Genomic DNA, 23384 nt, shown 5'->3' on the forward strand with positions numbered 1-23384 from the left:
ATGGCAGAGAAAATTGTACAGACAGCAGGAAGAGAGCAGCTTGGTGAGTTTGCACCGATGTTTGCACACTTAAATGATGACGTCCTTTTTGGGGAAGTCTGGAATGAAGAAGCGATTGATGTAAAGACAAAATGCATCATCACTGTAGTTTCACTTATGGCTTCAGGTATCACGGATTCATCTCTTTCGTACCATCTTCAGAATGCCAAGGCACATGGTGTTACCAAGGAAGAGATCGCAGCCATCATCACCCATGCCACCATGTACGTTGGCTGGCCGAAGGGCTGGGCTGTGTTCCGTCTGGCAAAAGAGATATGGAACGAATGAAGGTTACTGAAAGAGCTGACGATAGCTCTATGCTACTTGGAATTTGGCGTCCAAGTAGTAAAATATACTTTGGTTAGCATGCGCTAACTAATAAGCCAAAAGGAGTATGAAAAATGCAATTTGAAGAAATGGGGAATATGTCCGGTAAAACGCTCATGTTATTGCCGGGTACATGTTGTGATTATATAATAAAGCTGAGGCATATTAAAGGTTCATGGCATGTCCACGAGGGTAATGCTAATGGAAAGAAAATCTATCCTGATAAAAGACACAACAAAAGAAGAACGTGAACAGATCATAAAAAACTCCCTCGACTGCGGAGGCGGATGCGAGAACTGTTCGTCCTGCTGGCTCGGAGGAGGAAGTCCTTGGGATATTTATCAGGATTACATTGATGGCAAAAAAGAGATCCGCGACATCAACATGGAATACATGGAGAAGTACCGCCAGGACAGACAGATTCACTAAGAGGACCTAAGGCCTATGAGAAGTGCACCCGAGTTAAAAGACTCTACGGCAGAAGAGCGCAGAGCATATATAAAAGAGAGATTTCCCTGCATCGCAGACTGCGATATGTGTGGACTCTGCAAAGTTTTCCGCGGAAAAGACGCAGAGACAGCATACGCAGATTATATCAATGGAGACAGGGACTTTTTAGATGTGTCAGCTGATTATAAGTGATTGATAAAATTGTTCAATGATGTGACAATGGAGGTGTTTCTGTGAGTCAGTGGGGACGTTTCAGTTTGACTCATTTTGGTTCGCAAAATGAGTCAAACTGAAACGTCCCCACTGACTCACATTTTTTTAGATTAATGTCACAACAATTTTTTATCGTTAATAAGATTGTAATCGTAATTTAATTTCATTTTAATTGAATTGCATACATATAAGCGCAATAATGATTTGAAAATGATAAAAAAGCAATTGTCAGGAGGGACATCATGAGAATTTTAGGAAACATTTTGTGGATTATCTTTGGAGGACTTTTCAGTGCAATAGGATGGTGGCTTGCAGGAATTTTATGGTGCATTACCGTAGTCGGAATTCCCGTGGGTATCCAGTGCTTTAAGCTTTCATCAATCTCTTTGAATCCTTTCGGAAAAGAGATCGTGGATGAGGGCGGAGCAGTTTCATGCCTCTTAAATATTCTGTGGATATGCTTTTCCGGCATCGAGCTTGCGATCACAAATGCGGTTCTCGGATGCATTTTATGCATAACAATTGTGGGAATTCCTTTCGGAAAGCAGTTCTTTAAAATTGCGAAACTGGCTCTTTTCCCATTTGGCACCAAGGTTGTAAGAGCAAAGTATCTCTGATTCATAAACGAGGGGGAAAACGATGAAGAGACCAACAAGCACAGAAAGATTGAACGACTTCACAATCTTGAACAAGAACTTACGGTTTATTCTACAATGATAAGCGGAAAAGTAGTAAAATAGTTGCATGAAGAAACTTGATCGTGCAACTAAATATACGATCCTTATATGTATTGGACTGGTAATATTCAATGTTATCTTTGGTTTTGCCCTTAGCAGAGTGGCAATAAATGCCCTCAGAACGCAGATCAACGAGCGTATGCTGGATATATCCAACACGGCAGCAGCTATGTTAAACGGCGATGAGCTTGCGAAGATAACGGCTGATGACTATGGCTCTCCGGAATATAATAGCGTCATGAAGACCCTCACGTATTTCCAGGATAACATTGAGCTCTCTTACATCTACTGCATTATACAGGTCAGTGAAAAAGAGTTTGTCTTTGGCGTTGACCCTACCATTGAGGATCCGGGGGAATTCGGTTCTCCTATCGTCTATACAGATGCTTTGTACAATGCCAGCAAGGGAACAGCAGGTGTAGATGAAATTCCTTATGCGGATGAATGGGGCGAGTTCTACAGCTCCTATTCACCTGTGTTTGACTCAAAGGGCAATGTGGCAGGTATTGTGGCTGCGGATTTTAGTACTGACTGGTATGATCAAAGGATCAGGCAGCTCTTTTACATTATTGTCGCCTTTATTTCCGCGGCGCTTATTGTCGGTATTTTCTTGGCTGTCATGATCACAGGGCAGTACAACAAATTCTTTATTGCTCTTGTAGATAAGATGAACGATCTTTCAAACGGCATTGAGACTCTTGTAAAAGAGGTTGATTACAGCGAAGATGACTTTGGATATTTTGCTCTCTCAGATACAGACTCGGATAAGAGCGTGAATGATTCGGTCAAACTCCTTGAGGAGAAGATCGTTATCATGCAGATGAGACTGACGAACCAGATAGAGGTCATCAGATCTCACGCCTACATCGACGTCCTTACTGGAGTAAATAACAGAAACTCTTATATGGAGTATCTGCAGATTCTTGAAGATAAGATAATCAGTAACCCCGAGCTGGTATTTTCGGTTATCGTGTTTGATATCAATCAGCTCAAGATGATCAACGACGACTTTGGTCATGACCAGGGCGATAAGCTTATCATTGAGGTGTCAAAAGAGATTCTTCAGGTATTTGGAGGTAACAGGATATATAGGGTTGGCGGCGATGAATTCGTGGCTATCTTAGATGACCCGGATCCTTCAGAGAAGATACTTAAGGTAAAAGAGCTTTTGGCCAAAAAGATTTCCATCGGATATGCAACCTATGATCCTAAGATAGACAGGACATATTCTGATGTATTCCACAGGGCGGACAATGCCATGTATGTGGATAAGCGGGAATTCTATAAGACCCATGAGGACCGCAGAATGAAAAGAAACTGAAAAATTTAAATACCCTTACTTCCGGGTAAGGGTATTTTTTTTGTGCGATAAAAAGGTTGAATTTGCAAAGTGATGGTAAGTAAATGAATTGCCGCGTATATGAATAATTTATAAAATCTTTAACAAAATATAATAAAGTTTGTCACTATTTGCGGAAATATCCGGGGCGAAAAAGGTATATTTCGTAAATTTGCAGTAATACTGCGGGGGTGTGACAGACTTAGAGGAGGGAAAACGAAATGGGGAACCAGAAAAAAAACGGTCTCGTCAGGGCAATTGCGTTTGCGACAAGTATTTCACTGACAGTTTCAAGCGTATTTGCATATTCGACTGTTAAGTCCTATGCTGCCGAAGAGACAGCTGCCTTAGAGAGTTCTGTATTGGATTCTTCTGAAGAGAGTTCTGATGCAGCAAGCGATGCCTCATCAGAAGAGAGCTCGGCAGCAGCTGATGGCTCATCCGAGAGCTCTTTTGACGAAGCGTCAGCAGGCTCGGGAAGCACAAACGAAGATGCAGCGGCAGAAGAAGATGGCGAGGAAGAGACAGATGAAGAAACAGACGAAGAAACAGAGGAAGAAGCAGACGCTGCTAACTCCGCTAGTACAGAAGCTACAGATGACGACCTTGCTAAGGAAAAAGCGAAGTCTGCAGTAAGGCTTCTTGGCTTGGCACCTACACCTGCTACAGTTGAGCAGGGCGACGACGGATATGAAAACTTCGTTGAAGATACAGTAGTTGCTGACTTCCTGTTTGGAACAGATAACGGGATCTCATCTGAGAGCGTTTACTCAGAGGAGACGGGATATGGATTTAGCGATGTCGACTTTGATACAGACCCGGTGGGCTGGTCAGGAAATGTTTACTATCCGAGAGTAGCAAATGTTACTGAAGACAGCGCTAGCCATGTAACTGATGAGGACTCATATCTTGGAATCTCAAGCAAGGTTTGGACCGAGACAGAGAGCACAGGCTACGGCGTTTACACATATGAGAACACATCAACCTTTAACGTAGACCTCTACAATGCGGACTACGAGGTTGAGGTTACACTTACAAACCCGACAGATTCAAGCTATTCTGCATACCTCGAGGCAGAGGATATCACGCAGGAAAGCGGAATCACAGTAGGCGGCAGATCATCAGCTACAGTGTCATTCCAGACAAACCTGGTTGACTCACAGCTGAACCTCAAGTTCCTTGCAGCAAGCTCTGCAACATCAATAAGCGATGCAGGAACAAACAATGTATATGTTTCAGAGGCTAAGATAACAAGACTTAAGACACAGGAAGCAGGCTCAAAGCCAACTCTTTACATCGCTTCCGATTCAACAGTTCAGACCTACGATGCTTACTACTATCCTCAGACAGGATGGGGCCAGGTATTCTCTGACTGGTTCGGTGAGTTTGTTGAAGAGAGAGAAGCTGATGATGCTGACTTCTCACAGGCTCAGGTTTATGAGACAGCAAATGTCATCGTTGAGAACAGAGCCATCGGCGGACGTTCTTCAAGCAGCTTTATCCAGGAGGGTAAGCTCGAAGATATCCTTGAAGATATAAAGCAGGGTGACTACCTCTTTATCCAGTGGGGACACAATGATGCCACCTACTCAAGACCTAACCGTTACGTATCAAGCAGCGACTTTGGCGACTACATCATGCAGTACGTTGACGGAGCTTATCAGAGAGGTGCAACACCTGTACTTGTAACACCTGTTGCAAGATACAGCTACACAGATAACGGCGACGGAACAGTTACATGGTCAAGCAATTTCGAGGCATACCGTCAGGTTATGATCTCTTTGGCCAATGAACACGACATTCCTCTTATCGACCTGACAGCACGTTCAGGTGACATCTGCGAGGACTTCGGTGCAGAGGGTGCAAAATCTCTTTTCCTGTGCGGAGTAGAAGCAGGGGATTACACAGAGGGTGCATATACAGGCGGATCTTCCGATGCAACTCACCTTCAGTGGTACGGCGCATTCAAGTTCTCTCAGGCAGTAGCTCAGGGAATCCTTGATTTCGCAAATGAGGAAGATAATGATTACGCACTTGGCTTTAATGATCAGCTCGATTCTCTTGCTGAGCTGGTTTCAATAGATGCTTCAACAGAGGCTCCCGAGAAGGTGCTTGACCTTGAGAGCACATCTGTAGGATCAACAAGCGTTTCACTGTCATGGACACAGGCAACAGGCGCAGAGATGTACTACATTTACCGCGCAGAGCTTGAGGACGGACAGACAGTAGCTGATGTGGATTTCAGTAATGCAACAAAGTATTCGGTTTCAACAAAGACAAAATATACTGATTCAGGCTGCAACTCAGGAATTACCTACGTTTACGCTGTAGCAGCATGGAACAGCTTCGGAACAGGTGAGCTCTCCGATGTGATCGCAGTATCAACCAAGGAAGCAGGCCTTAAGTTCGACTTTAACTACAATAACTCTCCCACAATGGAGGGATGGACAGGCGTTAACCAGAATCAGGCCTACGATGCGACTACAGGTTACGGCTGGATAACAGCTCCCGGAAACGGAAGATACAGAAACGGAAACGGCAACAATGATTCTTCAGACATGGCTGATGACTTCAACCTTGGCGGCGGAGAATTTGCAGTAGATCTTCCAAACGGTTCCTACGAAGTTACAATTTACGCGTGTGACCTTCTTCCCGGAACAAGCACTATTAAAGTAGTTTACAATGCAGAAGGAGTGTCTTTTGGCTCAATAGCAACCAAACAGGCTCTCGCTAGCTGCACAGGCACAGTGGCTGTAACTGATGGCCAGCTCAACATCACCGTTGGCGGAACAAACAACTACATCAACGGTATGACTATCACAAGCCTTCTTACAGCTCCTTCAAACCTTACAATTACTGAGCTGAGCTTTACTGCAACAACTGCAAACTTCCTGTTATCCTTCGGAACAGTTGATGATGCAGTAAGCTACACAGTTTATCAGAAGTCAGAGAGCGACGCAGAGTTTAGCGTAGCTAAGACCTTCACAGCACAGGAGCTCCTTGACAGTGAGCTTGACTGCAGAGCAATGGTGGCAGACCTGGGCGAGACCTACAGCTACTACATGACCTGCACAAACTCAGAGGGTACAGAGTCACCTGCAAGTAACGTGGTTACACAGTCAATGCTTGATGAGAGCGTAGCAGTTCCTTCAGCTCCTATCAATCTTGTATGCACAAGCCCTGAGGCAGGACAGACTGAGCTTCAGCACTATGTTGACCTTAAGTGGGATGCAAATGCCACAGAAGAGGGCGTTATCAAGTACATCGTTTACCGTTCACAGAAGCCTGAGAGCGACAAGGCATTCAAGGGCTATGAGAAGATAGGCGAGACAAAGAGCCCTGTTTATACAGACGATACAGTTTACACAAACATTCATTATTACTACAAGGTTGCAGCTCTTAACGCAGGCGGACTTGGAGAGATGTCAGATGTGTGCATCACACCGGTTGTAGGAAACCTGGTTGCAGGCGGACTTGAGCACTACTCATCAAGAGCACTGGTTGCCATCAATCTCGCAGGCGGCGCAGGAGCAGAGACCAAGGTCAGCGCAACCGATGCTGAGGGCAATGAGATCACAAGCGGTGTATACCTTAGCTGGAGAGCATTTGCAGGTGACCTCGATGGTGACGGCAATGTCACAAGCTCTTTTACCGTATATAGAAATGGCGCAGCCATTGCAGAAGACCTTAAGGTTACCAACTGCGTGGATGAGGGCGGAAGTGCATCCGACACTTACACAGTTGTTGGTTCAAATGATGCTTCACTTGGAATTTCCGCAGTTTCAACAGCTGTATGGAACAACCAGTATCAGGAGTTCCAGCTTAACAGACCTTCAGATCAGACAATGCCTGACGGAACATCAGCATCTTATACAGCTAACGATATGTCAGTGGGCGACCTCAACGGCGATGGCGATCTTGAGCTCATCGTTAAGTGGTACCCGAGCAATGCAAAAGACAATTCGGGATCAGGCTACACAGGAACAACCTTCCTCGATGCTTATGACATCGACTTTGCAACAGGAAGCGCTACTCTGATGTGGAGGATCGATCTTGGTATCAATATCAGATCAGGTGCGCACTATACACAGTTCCAGGTATGGGACTACGATGCAGACGGAGCAGCAGAGATCGCTGTTAAGACTGCTGACGGAACAACAACTTACGATGCTAACCTTAATGAGACAGGATTTGTCGGCGCATGCAGCATGGCAGCGCTTGATACAGCTACAATTTCTACTGAGAACGACTACAGAAATTCTTCAGGATACGTTCTTGATGGACCTGAGTATTTCTCAATGTTCAACGGCGAAGATGGCACGATCATCGACACTGTTGAGTACCTGCCCGGAAGAGGCTCTGTATCTGCATGGGGCGATGGCTACGGAAACAGAGTAGACAGATTCCTCTCAGGAACAGCTTACCTCAACGGAACAACTCCTTTTGCAGTATTCGCAAGAGGTTACTACACAAGAACATGCCTCACAGCATATTACCTTTCAACTGCTGATGACGGCACACAGTCAATCGGTGTTTACTGGCAGTTCGACACATTAAATGCCGGTGCACAGTATGAGGGACAGGGTAACCATGCACTCTCCGTTAACGATGTTGACGGCGATGGATGCGACGAGATCATCTACGGTTCACTTACAGTAGATAATGACGGATCGGTTCTTTACAGCACAGGACTTGGACACGGCGATGCAGAGCACGTTGGTGACTGGATCCCAAGCAGATCCGGACTTGAAGTAATGGATGTGCACGAGCATGACAATGCTGCATACCATGTAGAGATCCACGACGCAGAGACCGGTGAGGTTCTCACAGGTTACTACACAGGAAAAGATACAGGCCGTGGCGTTGCATCAGACATTGACCCGAGATACGAAGGCGCAGAGTACTGGTCAATCGCAAATCCTGCATACACAGGATCTGACGAGCCTTCATGGGATACAAGAACAGCTAACGTATTCTCATCACTTTCAGGAATTTATGACTCATCTGACGCATCAGGAAGTTCAATGATCACCGTCAATGAGGGTGCAACACCTCCAAGTAACTTCTCGATTTACTGGGACGGCGACCTCCTTGCAGAGATGCAGGATCACACCTTTGATTCAGGCGCTTATGCTCCTCTTACAACAACCATTGAGAAGTGGGATTACGAAAATGGACAGAATGTAAACCTCTTTGAGTCAAGCGAGGTTCTTACTAGTAACGGAACTAAGGGAAATCTTGGACTTGTAGCAGATATCCTCGGTGACTGGAGAGAAGAGATCATCGCAAGATGTTCTGCAGACAGCAGCAGGATCAGAGTATACTCGACTACTATTCAGACTGAATATGTGATTCCATGTCTTTTAACAGACCTTGCTTACAGAGAGGGTGTTGCATGGCAGAACGTTGGATATAACCAGCCTGCACACACAAGCTTCCTTGTATCAAACGGACTTATTACAGCAGGTCTTTTAGCAGGAGAAATTAGTTCTTCATCTGTTGAAGTTCAGTTCACACCTGCAAATGACGGTGCGCTATACGGACACGAGATCACAGGTTATGAGATCTACAGAGCTAAGGCAGATGATGACGGAAATGCCGGCGAGTATGAGCTGATCGCGTCTAAGGATGTTGCTGAGCTTGATCAGGTGGCAAAGAGCGAGGATGGCTCAGGTTCGGGTTCGGGCGATGCGGCGGAAGTTACAAAGCCTGTTGATTACAAGTTCGACTTCGGCGCAGGAAACACACAGGACGGATGGACAGCAGTATCAGCAGCTACAGAGTACAGCGAAGAGCTCGGCTATGGATTTAGCGATGTATCTTCGATTTCAAATAAGACCTATGCAGCACTTGAGAACGAAGAGAGCGATCTTTACTACGACTCAGCTCTTGCATGGATCGCAAACGGAAGCTGCGAATTTGTTGTTGATGTTCCAAACGGAAGCTATGAAGTAACACAGTACATCTACAACGGATCAGGTGCTTCTTACCAGAAGCTCACAGCTGAGGGAGTAGAGTTTGCAGATTTCAGACACGGCAATACAGATAAGATCACATACTCTGAGACACAGACTGTAGAAGTTACAGATGGAAAGCTCAATCTGGTTAACACAGTTACCAAGAACGGCTATGCTGCAATGTACTTCACAGGATTTGAAGTTAAGACAGCAAACTATGATGAGGCACTTGCAAAGTATGAGGCTGCTCAGAGTGGTGCTCAGGGCGGCTCTGCAAGCGGATCAGGAGTTTCAGCAGATACAGTGTTCAGCTACGTTGATGAGACTGTTGAAGGAAATACAAACTACCTCTACAGAGTTGCAGCGGTAGTTGATGGCAAGACAAGTTACAAGTCACTTCCACTTTCAGTTCTTACAACTGTTTCCATCGCATCAATTGATGCCGATCAGCTCCAGGCACTTCAGAACCAGCAGCTGGTTGAGGACACAGTACTTGCAGAGGGTCAGAGCGTTGCAGATCTTCTTAGGGCCAACGTAGGAACAGTTAAGGTAAAAGACTCTGAAGGCAAGACCCAGACTGTATCGGTTAGCTATGAGGCAGACGAGGTTGATATCGAGAACGTTGGAACATACACAGCTTATGCAAATGTAAGAGGATATGGTTCCAATCCTGTAGAAGTTACTGTAATCGTTGTTCCAAACAAGGCTACAGGCTATGCACAGCTTGATGCGGTTGAGGTTATTGAAGGACAGGAAGCTAAACTGCCTGAGTTCGTTACAGCAACTTTCCTCAACGGAACAAGCAAGGATGTGGCAGTAACATGGGATACAGCTTCACTTGATACAGGAGTTGTCGGTGTTTATGAGATCGCAGGAACTGTTGAGAATGACGCAGAGGCTGAGATCACACTTACAGTAAATGTTGTTGCTGACTATGTTGTGGCAGTGGCAGACAGCTTTACAGAGCTTGTTATCGGAGATGCTGATGCTGCTTCTAAGCTTCCTGCTACAGTAAGCGCTACATATAAGAGCGGAAGCGTTAAGGATGTTCCGGTAGCATGGGACGTTGCAGGTATTGATGTAAGTACAGCAGGAACCTACAAGACTACAGGAACAATCGAGGGAAGCGTAATTGTTGCAAACCTCACAGTTACAGTTGATTATCAGGCACTTTACAAGTTTGACTTTGGTATCAAAGCAGGTGTTAGTGCTGATGGCTGGACAGAAGTAGTTGTTAATCCTAAGAACGGAACAACAAAGCTTTCAGACCTTGGATCTTTCTATACTGAAGAGAAGGGCTGGGGCTTTAGCGATGATGAGCAGTTTACTCAGGGTAGATCAGAAGGATTTACCGTAGATGGAGCGCTCGACGCAAATGTTTACACAGACTTTGCACTTCCTGCAGGTCAGGAATTCTGGGTTGATGTAAAGAATGGTACATATCAGGTAGAAGTTCTTTCAAACTCAGTATACAAGAGCAATGTAAAGGGAGCAGTTGAGGGCGTAAGCTACAATGTTTCCAACGCAGCAGGAACATACAACTGGGCAGTTCTTACAGATGTAGAAGTTACAGACGGACAGCTTACATTCACATTTGATTCTGCGACAACCAGCAGAATGGGTGCAATCATCATTCGCCAGAAAGAGGTTGTTGTACCTAAGGAAGATCAGGTGATCACAGGAACAACAAGTTATAATGTAAGCCTTGCAAGAAACAACTATGTACTTGATGCAGTTACATCAGGCGACGGAGCACTTTCATATGCTTCTTCAAATGAAGAGGTTGTGACAGTGGCTGAGGATGGAACACTCAACCTTGTATCAACAGGTAATGCCATCATCACAGTTACAGCAGCTGAGACAGATGCTTACAACGAAGCAGTGATGCTCATCAACGTACATGTAAATGCGTACTACGAAGTAGATGCTGAGGGCAACAAGGTCTTTTACAAGGATGGTGACAAGCTGGCAAACGGCTTCGTTACTGAGGTAGAAGGAACCTACTATGTGAAGAAGGGCGTTGCACAGACAGGTCTTATGACTGACCGTCTGACCCTGTACTACTTCAGCGAAGATGCCGATGACCTCGGCGTAATGCAGACCGGATTTGTGACAGTAAAGGGCAAGACCTACTACTTCGGCGAAAACGGTAAGGCAGTAAGAGGCTGGTTTAACGTAGACGGCGCTCAGTACTATGCAAACCTTGATTACACAATTCACGACGGATTCCTCATCGGACTCCTGGCAACCTACTACTTTGATCCTCAGACCCACGCAATGGTGAAGGGCTTTAAGACCATCAACATAAGAGGCGAAGAGCTCCTGTACCACTTCGATGAGAAGACCGGCAAAGCAACCACCGGCTGGTTTACAGTTGACGGAGTTCAGTACTTCGCCATCGGAGGTGAAGTCCAGAGAGGTATCGTATGGATACTCCTGAAGGTCTACCACTTCGATGAAACCACAGGCGCACTAATAGCACAGAGATCCATCTTCGGCAGATGGTAATCCCAAGCTCCCCACCCCGGTGGGGAGCTTTTTTGAGCCCTAGGGACGGAGTCAGTGGTCCATTTTTGACCCCTAGGGACGGAGTCAAGGGCTCATTTCTGAGCCCTGGGGACGGAGTCAAGGGCTCATTTTTCTGTGAAGACAGACTCGGAAGTAATATAATGGAAGCATGGAATACTTCTGGATGCAGCAGGACGACATACCGCCGGAAATGGGCTATCCGCTCTTTGGAGCCGCCCATCTCATAAGCGTCGCGGTAACTTTGTCGCTGGTAGTAATTGCATTATTCGTTCTCAGAAAGAAGAGTGGCCGGGTGCAGAGAAGAGTGCTCAAGGCCATTCCCCTTGTCATGCTCGTTCTGGAAGTGGCAAAAGATCTTTTCCTCCTCTCCATACATAAATTCGGCCTGGGGTATCTTCCTCTACACGTCTGCAGTATCGGCATCTTCGTATTTCTTTTACGAGAGTTTCTGCCCCTAAAATGGGCCAAAGCCTACTTCGGCGAAGTCGCATATGCCCTGATCATGCCGGCATCGCTTGTCGCCCTGATCTTCGCAGACTGGACAATCTATTACCCTGTCCTGAACTTCATAAACCTTCACAGTTACCTCTGGCACGGCCTGTTGGTGCTGTATCCGGCGCTTCTATTTATGTCAAAAGAGATCTCCCCGTCCATCAGACATATCCACTGGGTTCTGCTGTTTTTGTGCCTCGTCGTACCGCCAATCTACCTGTTCGACAAGCACTTTAACTGCAATTACTTTTTCGTAAACTGGCCAATCCCCAATAGCCCACTGTCATGGCTTGCATCATTCATGGGAAACCCGGGCTACCTCATTGGCTACGCAATCCTGACTATCCTTGTCCTTCTCCTTGTCTACAAAATGAGCCCTCGACTCCGTCCCTAGGGCTCACAAATGATCCCTTGACTCCGTCCCTAGGGCTCAAAAATATCATATTTCGTTTATCTGTATTTAATAATTTGTTGATATGATATTAAGTGTAATATTATGCGCAAATTATGACCGAGGTCGATATGGATAAACACATTCTCCGGATCTATACCCTGTTCTTGGCAGTGGCATGCAGTATTGTTTTAGTGTATGCCTTTAATGGTGGTGCGAAAAGCCGGTTCAGCATGTATCCAAAAGACACTCAAGTTATACTGACACCAATCACCGACAGCATGGACGAAACCGGCACACGTGTGTTAACATTTGACTCCTCTGAGATCATCGCAGCCGGAGGATGCCTTTCTTTTACATCCGGATTTAATGATGTCCGGGTCTATTCACGTGAATCCATCATTTATGAGAGCATCGGCGTTCGCTCGACATTCCTTCGTTCCAACGGAAATTCCTGGCACTTTGTTCGCGTGCCCGATGTAAACGCTTCTCTAACCGTCAAACTCAAATCCGTTTATAACAATGTACCGACGATCACGCCTGAATTTACGGCCGGAGATTACTATAACCTCAGGTCGTCACTCATAGCTGGCTCCGCCCCCGTACTCATTACTTCAATACTGGATGTGCTCTTTGGGCTTATCATGATCGCATATTCCTATATTATTTGGCGCATTACTCCCGGAAAACCCAGAATCGTCTATATCGGCTTAACAGCTGTTCTGATAGGTCTTTGGTCCGCAGGAGAGACTAACGCCATGGTTGTCCTTCTTAACAATCGTGCGCTGGCCGGCGTTTTCGCCTTCCTGATCCTTATCTTTATCCCCGTGCCCTATGTCATGTACATCCGCGCTGTTTTATGGAAAAATGATAAATTCATATATCGGATCCCAATCTGCCTATCACTCATTGATTTCGTAGTGGTAATGGTCCTTGCCCTCACCGGAGTCATGGACCTCAAGCAGTCGGTCATCATAACCCACCTGACCTGGGCACTCTCTATCATCTATGTAGTTGCAGCTGCCATAATCACACTAAAGAACCACAAAAAAGAAAAAGACAGCATGGCCATTTTCAACGCAGCCTCGATGCTGGTCCTCATCGCCGTCGCAGGCCTTGAGATCGCTTATTACTGGACTGGCGTGCGCATCCAGAACGACGTCTGGGGGCGTGTCCTGATCCTTGGCTACATAGTCCTACTCGCTAACAGAAACATCATCGATTCCCTGAAAGACATCGAGAAAGGCAGAAGGGCAGAGTACTACAAGAAGCTCGCCAACACTGACCCCATAACCGGTCTTGCCAACAGGACCGCGTTCAACCACGACTTAAAGAAGCTTTCCGGGGAAAAGAGCTATAGCATTATCTCCATGGATCTGAACAACCTGAAGGAAGTCAACGACACCAAAGGACATCTGGCGGGAGACGGATATATCATGAAAGCCGCCGAAATCATCAACAAGGTATTTGGAAAAGATGGCAAGTGCTATCGTGTAGGTGGCGATGAGTTCACCGTTATCATCAAAAAGCCGGAAAGTGACGCTGTTGTCGCCGGCCTCATTCCGCAGATGAACGAAGAAATAGCTGCATACAATAACGACAACCCTTCAGAGCCGATCGCAATCGCACTGGGCTATGAGAGCAGCTCCGAAGAGACAGGCTTTGATTTTAACGATATCCTGCGCCTGGCAGACGTAAAGATGTACGAGAACAAGCGCTGGTTGAAGGCAAAAGAATAAATGAGTCACCGGGGACGTTTCAGTTTGACTCATTTTGATAGTTACAGCCACAGAGCAAAAATCTGTGGCTGTTTTTTGTTATAATAAACGAAACGACATTAGACATTGGGAGAAATCTAAGAAATGATATACATCGGTTGTCACCTTACAGTAACAAACGGCTACGAAGCCATGGGCCATCAGATGGTCTCTTTTGGCGGCAATACCTTCGCCTGGTTCACCAGAAACCCCAGAGGAGGCAAGACTAAGGACGCAGACCCGGCAGACGTCGCAGCGCTGTCAGAGATCCTTAGTCAAAAGAGCTTTGGCAAACTTGTAGCGCACGGCAGCTATACCATGAACCTGTGCTCCGCCAACGCTGACACCAGAGCCAACGGCCTCGAGATGCTGGCAAAAGACCTTGAGAAGATGGAGGCACTTCCCGGACAATATTACAACTTCCACCCGGGCTCACATACAGGTCAGGGCGCGGAAGCAGGAATCGAGCAGATCGCTGAGGGTCTGAACAAGGTGCTTTGGCCGGAAATGCAGACCACAGTGCTGCTGGAAACCATGGCCGGAAAAGGCTCGGAAGTCGGCAGAAACTTTGAAGAGCTGAAGGCCATCATCGACCGAGTAGAGCTCAAGGACAAGCTCGGCGTTTGCTTTGACACCTGCCACACCTGGGATTCCGGGTATGACATAGTGGGCGACCTGGACGGCGTCCTTACAAAGTTTGATAAGATAATCGGTCTGGACAAGCTGAAGGCCGTTCACTTTAACGACAGCAAGAACCCCTGTGGTGCAGCCAAAGACCGCCACGAGAAGCTCGGCCAGGGCTTCATCGGCATGGAAGGCATGAAGCGCTTTGCAACTCATCCGGCCTTTGAAGGCCTGCCATTTATCCTCGAGACCCCAAACGACGACGAGGGTTACATCCAGGAAATCGCCACAGTACAGAGCTGGTTCGCGTGATGAAATTTGAAGAAAAGAGAAATGGCTGATATATGACACTTAAGGAAGCTTACAAGATCCTAGGCGCCACCAAATCCGACGACCCCCGGACCATAAAAACCAAATACAAGAAGCTCCTCATCCTGTACCACCCGGACTCAGATCCGCTCGGGGAGAGAGACCCCGAAGACGACGAGCGGATAAGGCAGGTCATCGAAGCTTACAGGAAGATCCGTGAATCAGACGGCGACTCCGGCTACGATCCTTATGAATTTACCTGGGATGCCTTTGAGAACAAAAGAGCTTTTTCCGAGCGCAACATCTACGTCCAGTTCAAGATGTACGACGAAGAGCTGCCTCTTTCCAAGATGGCCCGTGGAAGATTTGTCTGGGACCCTGATATGGAAGAGTTCAGGCTCTTTTCCAAGAGCGTCCTGGAGGCATGCAAGGAAGCAATGACTGATCCCGACGCCGCCATGTCCCCTGATCTGGTAAAAGACATATTCCACCTAATGATGCAGGAGTACATCCTCCCGGGTGACTGCGCCCGGAAGCTTGGCAAAAAAATCAGTGAAGACGATAACGCGGAAACCTACGCCTTTGCAGGATTTGTGAAGGGAGAGACTTTGTCTTTTGACGAAGACGAGCTGTATTACGTGGTCCTGCCCCTCTTGGAAAACCCGGAAATTAAATCGCGCAGAACTGCCAGCGACCGCATGAAAGCTACGATCGAGCTGACAATACCAAAGGGCTACGCAGATAGCCCGGTTTCGAATAAAGAGAAAATACTTGCAAAATTGTCTGCTGCGCGGTGAAGTCGCATCACATCGCGACCATATATGTACGTTGGTTGGAAACGTGATTTCGACCACCCCACAACTCACTTCCATATAAAAAATAGTTGGAAATTACAAAAAGGACTTTAGAGGTTCGCGACTAAACTACAAAAAAACTACATCACAAAGTACCGTGGAGCCGGTAGCTGTGATGTAGCCACAGTGTTAGCCATCAAATTTTCCAAAAGTAGAGGTTTGTAATTTCCAACTATTTTTTTATATACAAATTTTTGGTATGCATTTGAAAAATCAAATCCAACCAACAAGCCCCTATAAAGAGGCTTGTGATGCACTCATGACTCATTTACAAGTTTCCCTGTCATATGCTCTGGCGTCAGCTCAAGGCACTGGACACGTGGCAGGGCATTTTTCAGCTCTTTTTGAAGATATTCTTCATCATCAGTGAACTTTCTGCAGAGATGAGTGCAGATTTCTCTGGCCTTCTCGGGATCTTCAACAAGCTTCATGCGACCGAAGATAACAACACTGTTGATGTTCAGCGCCCATTCACCTTCTTTGCGATAGCCTTCGTCATGCACGCAGTAACTTACCTTGTCGCAGGCCCTGATGGCATCAAGCTTGTGCCCTTCCTTGGCACCGTGGAAATAAAGCTTTCCATCTTCCTCACAGTACCAGTGATCAAGCACAATTCCGTATGGATAGCCATCATCTCCAAGAACCGAGAGCACGCCCCTTGGCTCATTCTTCAGGATTTCTATACATTTCTCATCAGATATTTGCTGAGCAAATCTTCTCATTTTTCTGAACATAGTTTCCTCCTCATTTCAGTTCCAAAACTCAGATTTCATTTTACCATATCTACTTTGCTATAATAAGTTTAAAGCAAAAACCATAAATCAGGAGAAACATTCAATATGAGCGAAATATGGGAAATTCTACATAAACCGGACACCGTTGTATTCTTCGACATCGACGGCACTCTGACCAGCTACAACTACGGCCGCCACCATGCTCATCACGAACTGGACGGAACGCCGGAGTTCCGCGCCGTAAACATATACGCTGACTGCAAGAGGCTCGAGCCCCTGTACAACTACATCAAAGGTCACGATGTGGAAAGGCTCTTTTGCATATCAAGGGAACCCCACGGCCATGAAGCATGGAAGTCGGAGATGGTGGAACGTCTCTACGGAATTCCTGCCGACCACTGCTTCTACACCCTGGAAGCTGCCGAGAAGCCCCAGATTGTCATCAACAAGGTAAAAGAGCTTTTTCCGGGCATTTCACCTGAATCCGTAGTCCTCATGGACGACAACGACGACACCTTAGGAAAATACATGGCGCAGACTCCGTACTGCACCGCTCACCCAATGATCTTCATGGAGCATCTAGATGATTAAATGATGCTAGAGTATCAATAAGTTTACTTTGTGTAGTATTCAAAAAGAAAGTCGAAATGGCTAGCCAAAAACTATTGCGGATATAATGGTCATATGATAATGTTTGTATATACAAACAAATGATAGGAGGAGATATGACTATTAGTGAAAGATTGTTCAAGTTAATGGAAGATAAGAATATATCGATACCTGAACTATCTCGAATGACAGGAATATCAAGACATACGATTTTTGACTGGCATAAGAAGAATACAAATCCTGGTGCTGATAAAATAATGATAATATGCGAGGCACTGCAAATATCACCAGTAGAACTTCTCATTGGAAAAGAAAATCTGGAAGTTACACAAGAAGATATCTCTTCAGGTGATATTGAGACGCAGATTATTAGTGAATTTAGGAAGCTATCAGATTCTAAGAAAAAACGACTACTGGCATATATAAGTATGCTAATGAATATGAAGGAGTAAGCTTTTTTTGTGGTTAGGAATGTAGAAATAAGAACTAATGATGAGGGAAAGCAAATTGTAAGAATTAACGATATACGTTTCAAGGGAAAACGTGCTGTTAACTGGGATGATGTAAAAGAATATCTCAAAGGTTATGTCGGAGCCATGTACAAGATTTCTAATGGTGATGATTTAATATTTATAGGGGCAGATCTTCCAGATGAGTATACTGGTTCAAGATATACTTACAAGCTTATGGGGACTATTGCAAAAGCAAAGGCATATTAGAGATGCTAAGCTTGGCTGGTATCGTTATGATTCAAGATTCGAACTTCCGGTATTCAATGAGGACGGCAGTGTTGAGAGATATAATCTATTCAAAGCTACAATGCTGATTAGACATTCAGCTGATAATAAAATGTATCTATATGACATTTTGGACATAAAAAAAGAAACGAGCAACTCCTTCGACTCATTACGAGTTTACCGGACACAAAACCCATTCCTTTGACAAGAGAATAGCAAAAAGAATAGTGAAAGTCAATCGGAACATTTAAACTTGTACTGGTTTTGGTCCATGGGGATGGAGTTAGGAGACCATAATCAACACGACATAGACAGGAGCTACATGTTAATGCTAAGAAAAATATTATCAATTCTTATCATAATCGCTCTCACACTCAGCTGCGTGGCATGCGGAGGCACTGATAATCCGGTAAAAGACATTTCATCTGCGGAAACTGTCTCGCAACCCTCTGCAGAACCAGAAGCCCAGCCCGAAGCTGAATCTGCCCCAACAGAATCTACATCCGATAACAATTTTGAATCAACCACGACTACAAATCCCGACGCCAGCCTTGAAACTACCACCGCTCTCACCCTCGGCGACGAGCAGTTCGATGCCTACATCCCGCTCCTTGAGAACAAGCGCGTCGCACTCTTTTCCAACCAGACAGGTATAGTGGGCGACAAAGACCAGCATATCCTTGACGCCTTAATTGAGCACGACATCAACGTCACAGCAATCTTCTCGCCTGAGCATGGATTCCGCGGAACGGAAGATGCCGGCGAGGCAATAGATGATTCGATAGACGCGAAGACAGGAGTCCCGATCCTCTCGCTCTACCATAACGAAACCCATTCCCCGTCCCTCGAGGACATGGACACTTTCGACACCCTTGTCGTAGACATGCAGGACGTGGGCCTTCGTTACTATACCTACTACATTTCCATGTACTACCTGATGGACGCCTGCGCGTCTGCGGGCAAAGAAGTGATCATTCTGGATAGGCCAAATCCCAACGGCTTTTACGTGGACGGTCCGATTCTACAGGATAAGTATAAATCAGGCGTGGGGCAGCTCCCGATTCCCATAGTTTACGGGATGACCTGGGGCGAGCTTGCGCAGATGATCAATGGCGAAGGGTGGCTGAATGCAGGCGCAGATGCCTGCGACCTGACCGTAATCCCGTGCCTTAATTACACCCATGACATGAAGACGACGTTGGTCCGCAGACCGTCGCCAAACCTTAAGGACATGCGCGCTGTTTACCTCTATGCTTCCACCTGCTTTTTTGAAAACACCTACGTCTCGGTGGGACGAGGCACTGACACGCCATTCGAGATCTACGGAAGCCCATACCTTCCGCAGGAGAGCAATCCTTACAGCTTCACGCCGCAGGACATGGACGGCGCCGACAATCCGCCTTTCGAAGGTGAGACTTGTTACGGAAAAGACCTGACGGACATCCCCTTAGAAGACATCTGGGCTGCAGGCATTGACCTTAACTACATTATCGATGCCTACAATGATTTCCATGCTGCTAATCCAGACCTTGATTTCTTTGACAGCCCGACCAACAACGTCAAGAACTGGATCGACTACTTAAGCGGCTCCGATGACCTTCGCAAGCAGATCATCGCCGGCCACTCCGCCGAGGAGATCAAAGCCTCATGGCAGTCTGACATCGAGGCCTTCAAAGCCCGGCGCGAGCCCTACATGCTCTATGAATAAAGTGAGCCCTAGGGACGGAGTCAGTGGCTCATTAATGAGCCACTGACTCCGTCCCCGGGGTTCATTTTTTGTTAAAATATACTTACATCAAAAAAGGAGGTACAGATAAGATGACTGACGGATCAAGATACATCCCATACGACGAGAGAACAGGTGCTGAGTCTGTTGTGTACTTTACAAGAGATTTGTCGGCAGCCGGCATCATGAAAGTGTTTGAGAAGGTGAACGGAAACATCACCGGAAAAGTTGCGATCAAGCTTCACACCGGCGAGCCCAAAGGTCCCAACATCACACCTCCGAGCTGGGTTAAAGAGGTAATGGAAAAAGAGCCGTGCCTCAAAGACGCCAGGATCGTGGAGACCAACACCTTCTATAAAGGCGACAGATACACCACTGAAGATCACAGGAAGACTTTGGCCATCAACGGCTGGGACTTCACAGAAGTAGATATCATGGACGCCGACGGAACCATAACCCTTCCCGTTAACGGCGGTAAGTGGTTTAAAGAGATGAGTCATGGCTCACATATGCTTGACTACGATTCAGTGTTTGTGCTCACCCACTTCAAAGGCCACACCATGGGCGGCTTTGGTGGAAGTAACAAGAATATTGGAATCGGATGCGCTGACGGACATGTCGGCAAGATGTGGATCCATGCCAAGAACGGCAACGACTGGGGCGTAAACGAAGAAGAACTCATGGAAAAGATCACTGAGTCCACAAAGGCCACCATCGACCACTTCGGCAAGAACATCACTTACGTAAACGTAATGAGAAACATGAGCGTTTCCTGCGACTGCGAAGGCGTGGACGCTGAGCCCGTTGTAACACCAAACGTAGGAATCCTTGCTTCAAGCGATATTCTGGCAATCGATCAGGCCTGCATCGACCTGGTTTACGCCATGACAGAAGAAGAGCACAAAGCCCTCGTTGAGCGAATCGAGACAAGGCACGGCCATCGCCAGCTCTCTTACATGAAGGAGCTTGGCATGGGCAACGACCGTTATAAACTCATAGACACCGACAACGGCGACGTCGAGATCACCCAGAAAGAGGCAGTAAAAGACCTTAAGCCTTTCGTCAGGATCGACGCCAGAAAATGAGTCACCGGGGACGTTTCACTTTGACTCATTTTGAGACACCGGGGACGTTTCACTTTGACTCATAATTTATAATAGGTTCATTTTATCGGAAAAAGAGATTTTGCCAAATGGGTTGAATGTTGGTAAAAGACATTTTGAGCCTGATAGTACATAACAACAGGAGTTATATGGACTTCATGGTATGAGTTGATTTTTGAAATGCATAACAAAAATTGATATATGAAAAAATAGTTGGAAATTACAAAATCTTTTCATGGCCAAGAAATAAAAAATTTGATGTCTAGCGCCTTCCCTACATCACAACTACCGGCCTACGGGTGCCATGTGATGTAGTTTTTCGAAAACACTAATGCCTGACCAAAAATCCCTTTTTGAAATTTCCAACTATTTTTCACATAGAAGAGAGTTGTGGGGTGGTCGAAATCACGTTTCCAACCAACGTATAAATACAAAATCCATGTAATGTGGATGTGAGTCACCGGGGACGTTTCACATTGACTCATTGTGCGCAATGAGTCAAACTGTTACGTCCCCACTGACTCAGAAAATGGTCCCTACCCCCCGTCCCCAGGGACCAAAAATGAGCCACTGACTCCGTCCCCAGGGCTCAAAAAACCCCGGATCATTTCTGACCCGGGGGCACCATTTTTAATCACCTATATATCTCTGTATCAGCACTTCCAACCTTTCCCTCGTAAGCTTCGCACCGGTACTATACTCAATCATCGGCTGCATCGTACCGCCTTCAAAATCAGCTCCGGCAGTCTTCATTGCAGCTTCCTTGTCCTTGATCCATTTCTGCTGCTCAGCCTTGAGGTTTGTCATATTCTCCTCATCAAGCGTTCCTCCGAGGTATGTCCACATCTGATTGATAAGCGAATCCCACAGATTAAACTCCTCGTAAGCCAGCTGATTGAGCGTAGCCTGATCGAGCAGAGCATTGGTGGACAGCTCGTTGTCTATCTCAGCTTGCCTGTCCACAGCTGCATTGTATCCCTCAAGAAGTGAATCCTTGGTCGGTGCGCTAGCCTCCGACGCATTCATGAACTCAGTCATCGCAGAGCTGTTGCCCGTCTCGGTACAGTTCTCAAGCGTAACTTCCCTGTTAGAGAATGTATAGAACTTGTTGTCTTTGAATTCGCAATTCCTGAACGTAACCCTGTCGTACTCGCCAACCTCAACAAAGCTGGTAGTGTCGAAGCTCGTCGCATCATTCCCCGAGAACACGCAGTCCTCAAATGTAACATCATAAGCGCTGTCGCAGTCTATCATCGAAAGGTCGCTGCTGTCCCTCATAACGCAGTTCTTAAAATTAAACGTTCCTACATTATGAAGCGCAACCAGTCCGTAAGTGCACTCATAAATATCTGTGTCAGTCACATTTGCATCGTAGGTATTGTAAGCCTCGATTCCGTAGGTTCCGCTGCCGTACAGGTTGCACTTATCAACATTCAGATGGTCCACACCCTCGAAGTACAGAACGCTTCCGCTGCAGTAGCCGGGTTCAACGTGATGTCCGACAGTGAGGTTCCTGAGCGTAATGCCCTTACTGTTGTTAAAAGACATTACGGGGTCATAGGGTTCATCGATACAAAGCTCAACTTTGGCTCCGTCCTTAGCCTCGATGCACAAGCTGCTGACCTCCGAAATAACGTTCTTGGTCCCGTCCCAGCTCTCGCTGACGCGGAAGTTGTTGATGGCCTTTGATGCAACCTGTGAAAAGTCGTATTCTCCGGCCTCAAGCAGGATCTTTCGGTTGTTCTGAATGCTGTTCAAAAGATCTGCAGTATTGGAAACCGTAACCGTATCAAAGTACCTCAGACTCTCCGGATCATCAAACAGCGGTGAATCTTTGGGAAGATAGATGCTGGTGTAGGTGCTGTTTGACCAGTACTCAGAATCACTCTCGTCCTCATATCTGTACTGCTTCTCAACAACGAGCCTTCCTTCCTCATTCAAATAAAGTTTCAATTCCTGAACATCCGAGGAATCGTCAAACGGATCTGCCAATGTGAAGGTAAAAGAGCTGTCGTCTCCACTCTTCACCATAGGAATTCCGCAATTCTTCTCGTAATAATCGTATTCGGTATAGTAATAATCAACAACGTACTGATCGCCTTCGCTTCGGATGATCATCTCTGACGCAGGAGCTTCGCCGTCACAGTACATTAAAGAGGTGTCGTAAAAATCACCATCAGAGTACTCAATGTGGCTGAGCTCACACATCAGTTGCCAGTGTCCCTCAATGCCGGAAGTAGCCACCTCGCCGGACTCTTCGCCACTACCGGAATCACCCTGGCCATCGCCTTTCTGACCATCGCCATCCTGACCCGCGTTCTCCTGAGCCTCCGCACCTTCCTGCGCAGCTTCAGGCGCAGTATTTCCGCATGCTGCCAGAAGAGAAGTTCCAAGGCATATCGCCATGATGGTTGTAAGAAATTTCTTTTTCATATCGATTCCGCCTTTCTAAATACT

The 23384-nt window shown here is 46.4% G+C and carries 16 protein-coding genes and 1 pseudogene; 15 read left to right on the forward strand and 2 right to left on the reverse strand.

Features of this window, described 5'->3' with window-relative positions; genetic code table 11:
• The 10 genes and pseudogenes from G632_RS0115595 to G632_RS0115640 all read left to right on the forward strand — a co-directional run.
• Window positions 1-318 (forward strand): annotated as a pseudogene (locus G632_RS0115595) (carboxymuconolactone decarboxylase family protein); the annotation flags it as partial.
• A gap of 249 nt (window positions 319-567) precedes the next feature.
• Window positions 568-795 carry a hypothetical protein gene (locus G632_RS20410; protein WP_022770378.1) on the forward strand — a complete coding sequence of 76 codons (228 nt, stop codon included), beginning with the start codon at window positions 568-570 and terminating at the stop codon, window positions 793-795.
• A 15-nt stretch (window positions 796-810) separates the two neighbouring features.
• On the forward strand, window positions 811-1008 hold the full coding sequence (locus G632_RS0115605; protein ID WP_022770379.1) for a hypothetical protein: 198 nt from the start codon (window positions 811-813) through the stop codon (window positions 1006-1008).
• Window positions 1009-1271: 263 nt separating this feature from the next.
• On the forward strand, window positions 1272-1646 hold the full coding sequence (locus G632_RS0115610) for a YccF domain-containing protein (protein ID WP_022770381.1): 375 nt from the start codon (window positions 1272-1274) through the stop codon (window positions 1644-1646).
• Between the two features lie 127 nt (window positions 1647-1773).
• The gene (locus tag G632_RS0115615) at window positions 1774-3087 is read left to right on the forward strand and encodes a diguanylate cyclase domain-containing protein (protein WP_022770382.1); all 1314 of its coding nucleotides are present in this window, start codon (window positions 1774-1776) and stop codon (window positions 3085-3087) included.
• A gap of 239 nt (window positions 3088-3326) precedes the next feature.
• Window positions 3327-11570 (forward strand): rhamnogalacturonan lyase family protein, encoded by an 8244-nt coding sequence (locus G632_RS21480; protein WP_022770383.1) that lies wholly within the window; start codon window positions 3327-3329, stop codon window positions 11568-11570.
• Between the two features lie 169 nt (window positions 11571-11739).
• A complete protein-coding gene (locus G632_RS0115625) occupies window positions 11740-12477 on the forward strand; it encodes a YwaF family protein (RefSeq protein WP_022770385.1) in 738 nt (245 codons plus the stop codon).
• Window positions 12478-12605: 128 nt separating this feature from the next.
• Entirely contained in the window at window positions 12606-14213 is a 1608-nt protein-coding gene (locus tag G632_RS0115630; protein WP_196802301.1) for a sensor domain-containing diguanylate cyclase, read from the forward strand.
• Between the two features lie 123 nt (window positions 14214-14336).
• On the forward strand, window positions 14337-15167 hold the full coding sequence (locus tag G632_RS0115635) for a deoxyribonuclease IV (RefSeq protein ID WP_022770388.1): 831 nt from the start codon (window positions 14337-14339) through the stop codon (window positions 15165-15167).
• Between the two features lie 32 nt (window positions 15168-15199).
• Window positions 15200-15961 carry a J domain-containing protein gene (locus G632_RS0115640; RefSeq protein ID WP_022770389.1) on the forward strand — a complete coding sequence of 254 codons (762 nt, stop codon included), beginning with the start codon at window positions 15200-15202 and terminating at the stop codon, window positions 15959-15961.
• A 314-nt stretch (window positions 15962-16275) separates the two neighbouring features.
• Here G632_RS0115640 and G632_RS0115645 read toward each other — a convergent pair whose 3' ends face one another.
• The gene (locus tag G632_RS0115645; RefSeq protein ID WP_022770391.1) at window positions 16276-16752 is read right to left on the reverse strand and encodes a pyridoxamine 5'-phosphate oxidase family protein; all 477 of its coding nucleotides are present in this window, start codon (window positions 16750-16752) and stop codon (window positions 16276-16278) included.
• 105 nt (window positions 16753-16857) lie between these two features.
• Here G632_RS0115645 and G632_RS0115650 point away from each other — a divergent pair, with 105 nt between their 5' ends.
• The 5 genes from G632_RS0115650 (at window position 16858) to G632_RS20430 (ending at window position 20909) form a co-directional block, all read left to right on the forward strand.
• The gene (locus tag G632_RS0115650) at window positions 16858-17343 is read left to right on the forward strand and encodes a hypothetical protein (RefSeq protein ID WP_022770392.1); all 486 of its coding nucleotides are present in this window, start codon (window positions 16858-16860) and stop codon (window positions 17341-17343) included.
• 134 nt (window positions 17344-17477) lie between these two features.
• Window positions 17478-17813 carry a helix-turn-helix domain-containing protein gene (locus G632_RS22380; protein WP_026512635.1) on the forward strand — a complete coding sequence of 112 codons (336 nt, stop codon included), beginning with the start codon at window positions 17478-17480 and terminating at the stop codon, window positions 17811-17813.
• 9 nt (window positions 17814-17822) lie between these two features.
• Window positions 17823-18080 (forward strand): hypothetical protein, encoded by a 258-nt coding sequence (locus G632_RS22550; RefSeq protein WP_330361289.1) that lies wholly within the window; start codon window positions 17823-17825, stop codon window positions 18078-18080.
• A 346-nt stretch (window positions 18081-18426) separates the two neighbouring features.
• Entirely contained in the window at window positions 18427-19806 is a 1380-nt protein-coding gene (locus G632_RS20425; protein ID WP_022770394.1) for an exo-beta-N-acetylmuramidase NamZ family protein, read from the forward strand.
• 110 nt (window positions 19807-19916) lie between these two features.
• Window positions 19917-20909, forward strand: coding sequence for a DUF362 domain-containing protein (locus tag G632_RS20430; protein WP_022770395.1), 993 nt, complete (start codon window positions 19917-19919; stop codon window positions 20907-20909).
• Window positions 20910-21557: 648 nt separating this feature from the next.
• Here the strand turns inward: G632_RS20430 and G632_RS0115675 are convergent.
• Window positions 21558-23360 carry a right-handed parallel beta-helix repeat-containing protein gene (locus G632_RS0115675; protein ID WP_022770397.1) on the reverse strand — a complete coding sequence of 601 codons (1803 nt, stop codon included), beginning with the start codon at window positions 23358-23360 and terminating at the stop codon, window positions 21558-21560.
• Window positions 23361-23384: the final 24 nt, after the last annotated feature.

It is taken from the genome of Butyrivibrio sp. NC2007 (assembly GCF_000421405.1).
GTDB lineage: Bacteria > Bacillota > Clostridia > Lachnospirales > Lachnospiraceae > Butyrivibrio.

What these genes read in the sequence shown, in the direction of transcription:
- G632_RS20410 (WP_022770378.1), top strand. Translation starts at nt 568, where the DNA reads ATGGAAAGAAAATCTATCCTGATAAAAGACACAACAAAAGAAGAACGT.
- G632_RS0115605 (WP_022770379.1), top strand. Translation starts at nt 811, where the DNA reads ATGAGAAGTGCACCCGAGTTAAAAGACTCTACGGCAGAAGAGCGCAGA.
- G632_RS0115610 (WP_022770381.1), top strand. Translation starts at nt 1,272, where the DNA reads ATGAGAATTTTAGGAAACATTTTGTGGATTATCTTTGGAGGACTTTTC.
- G632_RS0115615 (WP_022770382.1), top strand. Translation starts at nt 1,774, where the DNA reads ATGAAGAAACTTGATCGTGCAACTAAATATACGATCCTTATATGTATT.
- G632_RS21480 (WP_022770383.1), top strand. Translation starts at nt 3,327, where the DNA reads ATGGGGAACCAGAAAAAAAACGGTCTCGTCAGGGCAATTGCGTTTGCG.
- G632_RS0115625 (WP_022770385.1), top strand. Translation starts at nt 11,740, where the DNA reads ATGGAATACTTCTGGATGCAGCAGGACGACATACCGCCGGAAATGGGC.
- G632_RS0115630 (WP_196802301.1), top strand. Translation starts at nt 12,606, where the DNA reads ATGGATAAACACATTCTCCGGATCTATACCCTGTTCTTGGCAGTGGCA.
- G632_RS0115635 (WP_022770388.1), top strand. Translation starts at nt 14,337, where the DNA reads ATGATATACATCGGTTGTCACCTTACAGTAACAAACGGCTACGAAGCC.
- G632_RS0115640 (WP_022770389.1), top strand. Translation starts at nt 15,200, where the DNA reads ATGACACTTAAGGAAGCTTACAAGATCCTAGGCGCCACCAAATCCGAC.
- G632_RS0115645 (WP_022770391.1), bottom strand. Translation starts at nt 16,752, where the DNA reads ATGTTCAGAAAAATGAGAAGATTTGCTCAGCAAATATCTGATGAGAAA.
- G632_RS0115650 (WP_022770392.1), top strand. Translation starts at nt 16,858, where the DNA reads ATGAGCGAAATATGGGAAATTCTACATAAACCGGACACCGTTGTATTC.
- G632_RS22380 (WP_026512635.1), top strand. Translation starts at nt 17,478, where the DNA reads ATGACTATTAGTGAAAGATTGTTCAAGTTAATGGAAGATAAGAATATA.
- G632_RS20425 (WP_022770394.1), top strand. Translation starts at nt 18,427, where the DNA reads ATGCTAAGAAAAATATTATCAATTCTTATCATAATCGCTCTCACACTC.
- G632_RS20430 (WP_022770395.1), top strand. Translation starts at nt 19,917, where the DNA reads ATGACTGACGGATCAAGATACATCCCATACGACGAGAGAACAGGTGCT.
- G632_RS0115675 (WP_022770397.1), bottom strand. Translation starts at nt 23,360, where the DNA reads ATGAAAAAGAAATTTCTTACAACCATCATGGCGATATGCCTTGGAACT.